The 7,215-nt window shown below is 75.2% G+C and carries 5 protein-coding genes; 3 read left to right on the forward strand and 2 right to left on the reverse strand.

What is annotated here, in order from left to right; genetic code table 11:
• Positions 1–120: 120 nt before the first annotated feature.
• Together ACFVU9_RS01690 and ACFVU9_RS01695 are read left to right on the forward strand one after the other, a co-directional pair.
• Entirely contained in the window at positions 121–2,097 is a 1,977-nt protein-coding gene (locus ACFVU9_RS01690; RefSeq protein WP_387588880.1) for an NHL repeat-containing protein, read from the forward strand.
• Positions 2,098–2,270: 173 nt separating this feature from the next.
• A complete protein-coding gene (locus ACFVU9_RS01695; RefSeq protein ID WP_387588882.1) occupies positions 2,271–4,508 on the forward strand; it encodes an MMPL family transporter in 2,238 nt (745 codons plus the stop codon).
• Positions 4,509–4,521: 13 nt separating this feature from the next.
• Here the strand turns inward: ACFVU9_RS01695 and ACFVU9_RS01700 are convergent, their stop codons facing one another.
• Entirely contained in the window at positions 4,522–5,004 is a 483-nt protein-coding gene (locus ACFVU9_RS01700) for a hypothetical protein (RefSeq protein WP_380491904.1), read from the reverse strand.
• 258 nt (positions 5,005–5,262) lie between these two features.
• Here ACFVU9_RS01700 and ACFVU9_RS01705 point away from each other — a divergent pair, with 258 nt between their 5' ends.
• A complete protein-coding gene (locus ACFVU9_RS01705) occupies positions 5,263–5,577 on the forward strand; it encodes a WhiB family transcriptional regulator (protein ID WP_380447346.1) in 315 nt (104 codons plus the stop codon).
• Between the two features lie 104 nt (positions 5,578–5,681).
• Here the strand turns inward: ACFVU9_RS01705 and ACFVU9_RS01710 are convergent.
• Positions 5,682–7,215: alpha/beta fold hydrolase (locus ACFVU9_RS01710; RefSeq protein WP_387588885.1), on the reverse strand; the 1,534-nt coding region annotated here is incomplete at its 5' end.

Here is a 7,215-nt window from a genome sequence, read left to right on the forward strand (position 1 = left end):
GGGCAATTTCCGCCGTGTCCGGCGGCCGGTCGCGTGCGGGCGGGCCGGGATGTGGCAGGTAGGAGGGCGGCGGGCGGCCCGTCCCCCTCCGATGATCCCCCTTCACCGAATGGAGCCCCCATGCGCAGACGTCGCGGTGCCCTGATCGCCGCCGCCCTCCTCGCCCAGCTCGCCGCCGGGCCGTCCCACGCGGTCGCGGCGGGCTGGGAGCCCACCGAACAGTGCGGGGTCGTGCGCGGCGGTGACGGGCCGCTGGGCGGGGCCCAGGTGACGCTGTACCAGGCCGGGGACGGCGAGGGCAGCCGGCCGCGGGTGCTGGGCAGGGCGCGGAGTGCGGCGGACGGGCGGTTCACGCTCGACTACCGCCGCCCGGAGGACCCGCGCGCCGTGCTGTACGTGGTCGCCGACTTCGGGCGGGAGCGGCGCGGCACCGCACACTCCGCGGTGGCGCTCGCCGCCGTGCTCAGCGGGGCCGCCGCGCCGCCCGAGCTCGTCGTCAACGAGCGGACCACCGTCGCCACCGCCTACGCGCTCGCGCGCTTCACCGGCCCGGACGGCGTCACCGGCACCTACCCCGGCCTGCAGAACGCGGCCGCCGTCGCGCACAACCTGGCCGACACGGGCACCGGCGAGATCGCCGCGCCGCTCGCCGCCCCGCCGAACGGCTCCCAGACCTCGACCATGGCGGAGTTCAACACCCTGGCCGACCTGCTCGCCTCCTGCGTCACCGGCGACGCCTGCGACCGGCTGCTCGACCTGGCCCGCCGCCCCGGCCACGAGCGGCCGCGCACCACCCTGCAGGCCGCCGTCGACATCGCGCACGACCCCGGGAACAACGCCGCCGCCCTCTTCGACCTCGCGGCGACCACCCCGCGCTACGGGCCCGCGCTCCCCGCCGCCCCCGACGCCTGGACCGTGGCCCTGCGCTACGACGGCAACGGCCACGAGGTCGACGGCCCCGGCAACCTCGCCTTCGACGCCGACGGCAACGCGTGGATCACCAACAACTACGTCTACAAGGCCGACCGGCTCGTCCCGACCTGCGGCGGCCGCACCGTCCTCAAGTTCACCCCCACCGGCCAGGACGCCCCCGGCGCGCCCTACCAGGGCGGCGGCCTGTACGGCGCCGGGTTCGGGGTCACCGTCGACGCGAAGGGCAGCGCCTGGGTCGGCAACTTCGGCTTCCAGGGCCGCGGCTGTCCGATCGACCCGACCCGGCTCGAACGCAGCGTCTCCCAGTTCGCCCCCGACGGCACCCCGCTGTCCCCGCCGGACGGCTGGCGCGGCGCCGGGATCGCCCAGCCGCAGGGCATGTCCGCCGACCGTGCCGGCACGGTCTGGGTGGCCAACTGCGGCAGCGACAGCGTGGCCCGGATCCCGGACGGCGACGCGACCCGCGCCCGGGAGATCGCCACGCCCGGTGTCCAGAAGCCGTTCGGCACCTCCGTCGACCCGGCCGGGCGGCTCTGGGTCGGCGGGAACGGCAGCGACACCGTCCAGGTCGTCGGCCCGGACGGCACCCCGGGGCCGACGGTCTCCGGCGGCGGCCTGAGCAAGCCGCTGGGCGTCGCCACCGACAGCCGGGGCAACGCGTGGGTGAGCAACAGCGGCATCCTGCCGGTGCCCTGCGGGAACAGCTCCGTGGACGACCTCGCGAACGCGGTGGCGACCGAGGCGGGCCCGCGCCCGGGCACCTCGGTGACGTTCATCGGGTCCGACGGCACCCCGGCGCCCGAACCGTTCACCAACGGCGGTCTGTTCCTGCCCTGGGGCGTCGCCGTCGACGGTGACGACACGGTGTGGGTCGCCAACTTCGGCGGCCACCGCGTCGCCCGGCTGTGCGGCGTCAACCTCGCCGCCTGCCCGCCCGGGTACCGCACCGGCCAGCCCATCTCCCCGGCCGGCACCGGCTACACGAGCGACGGGCTGGAGCGCAACACGGGCGTCCAGATCGACCCCTCCGGCAACGTCTGGCTGGCCAACAACTGGCGGACCGTCCCGATCCAGACCAACCCCGGCGGCCACGAGATGGTCGTCCTGATCGGTGCCGCGGCACCCGTCCCGGCCCCGAAGCTCGGCGGTCCCGCGCAGCCCTGACGCCCGCGGGGCGGATGGAAGGGACCGCGAGCGCGCCACCCGGGTGGGCCGGGTGCCGGAGCAGCCGAAGCCGTCGGGGCGACTACCCGCCGGTACCGGTGCCCGGCCCGGCCCTCCCGGGAACACTGCGCCGGTTCGGCCGCACCACCGCGCAGAAGACCCGGGAGACGCCCATGCCGCCGTCCGCACGCCGCGCCCCCTCAGCCGCAGCACAGCCGGCCAGGCGCGCGGGCCTGCGCCGCCTCGGTGAGTGGTGCGCGCGCCACTCGGTGCTCGTCATCGTGCTGTGGATCGTCGCCCTGGCCGGCGTCCAGGCCGCCAACAAGACGGTCGGCGGGACCTACTCGGACGACTTCTCGCTCCCCGGCACGCAGGCGCAGCAGGGCCGGGACCTCCTCACGGCCCACGTGCCGGCCGCCGCGGGCACGAGCTCCCAGGTGGTGCTGCACGACCCCGCCCAGCTGGCCGGGTTCCAGCCGCAGATCGCCCAGACGGTCGCCTCGCTCCAGCAGCTGCCGCACGTGCTCTCGGTGCAGAGCCCGCTGCCGCCGCCCGGGCAGCCCGCCCCGCCCGGCGGGCCGCTGGCCGCCGACGGGCTGACGGGGTACATCACCGTCCGTTTCGACACCGCGCCGGCCCTGCTCGGCACCGAGTACCTGACCGGCGTGGACGCGGCAGTCCAGCCGCTGCGGCAGGCCGGGGTCCAGGTGGAGTACGGCGGGCCGCTGGGCGAGCTGGCCCGGCCGGCACCGGACGACCGGGCCAGCGAGGTGATCGGCTTCGCGGTCGCGATCGTCGTGCTGCTGGTCGGGTTCGGCAGCGCCATCGCGGCCGGGCTGCCGCTGCTGACGGCCCTGTTCGCGGCGGTGGTCGGCCTCGGGGTGCTGGGGCTGGTCGCGGCGCTGTCCACCTTCGCGACCGTCGCCCCGACACTGGCCACGATGATCGGGATCGGCGTCGGCATCGACTACGCGCTCTTCCTGCTCACCCGTCACCGGCAGAACCTGATGGACGGGGTGGACCCGGTCGCCTCCGCCGGGCAGGCGGTGGCGACCAGCGGCCGGGCGGTGCTGGTCTCCGGCTGCACCGTGATCATCGCGCTGTCCGGGCTCTCGGTGTCGGGCATCTCGTTCATCGCCAAGCTCGGGGCCGCCGCGGCCGTCACCGTCGTGTCGGCGGTGCTCGGCGCGCTCACCCTGCTGCCCGCCCTGATGGGGCTGATCGGCCGCCGGATGGACCGCTTCACCGTCCGCCGCCCGATCGCCGAGGCCGGCGGTGGCGAGGGCGGCGATGACGAGGGCGGGGCCTGGCACCGCTACGCCCGGCGGGTCGAGGCGCGCCCGTGGCAGTACCTGATCGCCGGGGTGGTGGCGCTCGCGGTCCTGTCGATCCCGCTGCTCTCCATCCAGCTCGGGCACATCGGCGACGGCGCCGACTCCCCCGACTTCACCGACCGGCGCGCCTACGACCTCATGTCCCAGGCCTTCGGCCCGGGCTCGAACGGCCCGCTCACGGCCGTCGTCGACCAGAGCGCCGTGCCCGCCGAGACCCGGCCGACCGTCCAGAGCGCCGTGCAGCAGGCCCTCACCGGCCTGCCCGGCGCCGCCAGCACCACCCCGCTGCAGACCAGCCCGGACGGCGACGTGCTGTTCGCCACCGTCATCCCGGCGGCCGCTCCCCAGGACCGCGCCACCACCGACCTCGTCAACCACCTCTCCGACACCGCCCTGCCGGACGCGGTGGCCGGCACCGGCGCGAAGACCTACGTCACCGGCAACACCGCGGCCCAGGTCGACTTCCTGGACATCGTGTCGAGCCGGCTGATCCTGATCATCGCCGTGGTCGTCGGCCTCGCCTTCCTGATCATCCTCGCCGTCTTCCGCGGCCTGCTCGTCGCCGTCAAGGCCGCCGTGCTCAACCTGCTCTCGATCGCGGCCTCCTACGGGGTCGTGGTCGCGGTCTTCCAGTGGGGCTGGGGCGGGCCCGCGCTCGGCGTCTCGGGCAAGGTCCCGATCGAGAGCTACGTGCCGATGATGATGTTCGCGATCGTCTTCGGTCTGAGCATGGACTACGAGATCTTCCTGCTCTCGCGCGTCCACGAGGCCTGGCTGCGCACGGGCCGCAGCCAGGACGCCGTCGCCCACGCGCTGGAGATCACCGCCCGGGTGATCACCTGCGCGGCGCTGATCATGGTGAGCGTCTTCGCGGCGTTCATCGTCAGCGACAACATCGTGATCAAGATGATGGGCCTCGGACTGGCCGTCAGCGTCCTCGTGGACGCCACGATCGTCCGGCTGCTGCTCGTCCCCGCCGTCATGACGCTGCTCGGTCCGGCGGCCTGGTGGACCCCGCGCTTCCTGGACCGGATCCTGCCGCACATCGACACCGAGGGCGAGGGCGAAAGGCCTTAAGCCGTAATGGAGTTCACTCCGGAGGCAGCCGCTTCAGCGACGCCATTCCGTGCAGGACCCGGCCCTCGGTGCGCGCCTGTTCCAGGCGCCGGGTGAACACCTCCAGCCGGACCTCGGGATCCAGTTCCATCAGCCCCGGCGGCCACGTGCCGGGCGGCACCAGGACCACGACGGCCCCGCCCCGGCCCACGGCCGCCGCCAGCCAGGTGGGCGAGGCCGCGACCACCTCGTCCGGCTGCCACACCTCGCGCCCGCCCACCAGCGCCAGCCGCTCCAGCCGCCCGCCGCCGACCTCGACGGCCCCGCTCGTGGCCGGCGGCTCACCGGCGGCCAGCACGAACCCGCTCTCGACGGCGTTGGCCAGCAGATCCGCGTGCAGCCCGGGCCCGACCTCCACCACGACCTCCGCGAGCGGCGGCCCGTCCTCCACCTCCCGCACCGCCAGCGCCCACACCACCGGCGTCCGCCCCCGCCCGTACCGCGTCTCGTCAGCCACACCCCACCAACGAGCCACCGCCCCGGGCGGCACCCGCCTCACACGATCGGGCGCGGGCGGCCGGGCACGGTGGACCGTCCGGACGGGCTGCGCGGTGTGAGGGGCGCCCGGTCCGGAAATTCACTAGTCCGGTAGATTCACCCGATCGGGTGAGGTGCCGCTTCCGTGGGGGCTGGGGCGGTGCGTAGTGTCGACGACCCGGTCCGTGATCAACTGTCAGGGCCGGGTGGTATTGCGAGCCCTGGGGAGGGGATCGACGTGGAGGACACGGACTGGGCCAAGCGCGGGATCTGCCGTACGGCGGATCCGGACGAGCTTTTCGTCGACGGCGCGGCGCAGAACCGGGCGAAGGCGGTGTGCTCCGGGTGCCCGGTGCGCACCGAGTGCCTGGCGTACGCACTGGACGAGCGGATCGAGCACGGCGTCTGGGGCGGCATGACGGACCGCGAGCGGCGGGCCCTGCTGCGGCGGCGTCCGACGGTGGACTCGTGGGCCCGGCTGCTGGAGCAGGCGCGGACCGCGTACGAGCAGCAGACCGGGCGTCTGCGGGCCGAGCTGGTCCGCGCGAGCTGACCGGGCCGCGCACGTGGCGCGGCCCGGTCGGTCATGCGGTCGTACGGCCAGGGTGGTCGTACGGCTATGCGGTCGTGCCGTCTTGCGGTGGTGCGGTGCTGCCCTCAGCGGGCGACCGGTGCGACGGCGATCGGCGGGATCGCGGCGAGGCAGGACGTGTCGCCGGGCTCGCCGGTTCGGATGAAGTGGGTGGAGATCGCCAGCGTGCAGCCGGTCGACTCCAGCTCCGGGACGTGGCCGGCGTTCGGCACCGAGACGAACGTGCTGTGGCGGAACCGGGCCGCCGAGCGGCGGGAGTTGGCCTCCGGGGTGTTGGTGTCGAGGTCGCCGGAGAGCACGAGGACGGGGACGTCGGGCAGGTCGAGGTCGACGTCCTGCGGCTGGGCGGTGTTCTTGCGCGGCCAGGTCAGGCAGTTGTCGCCGCCGTCGCTCTGGCCCTCGGTCCAGCCCTTGGGGCTGAAGGCGCCGAAGTCGGCCGGGTTCGCGGCGGAGAGGGCGCGCTGGTACTGCCGGCGGCGCTGCGCGAGCGGGGCGTCGTGGTCCCACGCGCGGACGTAGTCGTTGCACGTGACGGCGAGGAACGAGGCCTGGTCCTCGGTGCTCGTGTGCTCCATCTCGGCGCGGACCAGCGCGGCCAGCGGGCCGTCGTCGCCGTTGGCCGAAGCGTGCAGGGCTGCGGGCAGGTCGCCGAGCAGGGAGCGCTCGGCGGGATGGGAGCCGATGCCGCGGCTGGCGGGCTCGTAGAGGAGATTGGCGAGCTTGTCCTCGGTGAAGGCGATGGTGCGCGGGGTGCCGCCGAGCGTCGCGGTCACGTCGAGGGGCCGGGTGCGCAGCTTGGCGGCGACGGTGGCGAGGTTACGGACGGCGGTGTCGGGGTCGCAGGCGCCGCTGCGCTCGCAGATCCGGCGCAGGGTCTCGGAGACGTGCCGGGCGGTCGCGCGGACCAGCGGGTCGAAGTCGACGGGGTAGGCGCCGGACAGGACCATGGACTCGACGCGGTCGGGGTGGCGGTCGGCGAGGACGGGCATCAGGTAGGTGCCGTACGACAGGCCGTACAGGACGAGCTTGGGGGCGCCGAGGCGGGCGCGGGCGGCGTCGATGTCGTCGGCGGTGGCGGCGCTGGTGTAGCCGCGGGCGCGGGGGCCGAGTTCTTCGGCGCAGCGGGCGACGGCGTCCTGCTGCTCGGCGCGCGGGGCGAAGCGGTAGTCGGCCTCGGTGACCTTGCAGGGCAGGCGGCCGGACTTGCCGGTGCCGCGCGGGTCGAGGAGGAGCAGGTCGTAGTCGTCGAGGGCGCCTTCGAGGGCGGCGGCGACGAGACCGGCCCGGTCGATCAGCGTCTCGCCGGGGCCGCCGGGGTTGACGGCGATGGTGCCCTTGGCCGGGCCGGGGCGGGTGTGGCGGACGACGGCGTAGCCGACGTCGATGGTGCCGAGGCGGGGCGTGCCGTCGACGAGGGGGCGGCTCATGGTGTCGCAGTCGACGCGGTGGTCGGGGACGGTGGGGCACCAGGTGGGCTTGCCCGGGGCGTTGGTCGTGGCGCTGGCGGGCGCGGGGGCGGCGGGGGTGGGCGGCCGGGGGCCCCGGGCGCCAGAAGCCGCGCCGGCGGGCGGGCCGGGGCGAGGGCGGGGCCCGGGCGCC

The organism is Kitasatospora sp. NPDC057936, from assembly GCF_042887525.1.
GTDB lineage: Bacteria > Actinomycetota > Actinomycetes > Streptomycetales > Streptomycetaceae > Kitasatospora.

Coding starts and splice junctions, on each gene's coding strand:
- ACFVU9_RS01695 (WP_387588882.1), top strand. CDS start 2,271: ATGCCGCCGTCCGCACGCCGCGCCCCCTCAGCCGCAGCACAGCCGGCC.
- ACFVU9_RS01690 (WP_387588880.1), top strand. CDS start 121: ATGCGCAGACGTCGCGGTGCCCTGATCGCCGCCGCCCTCCTCGCCCAG.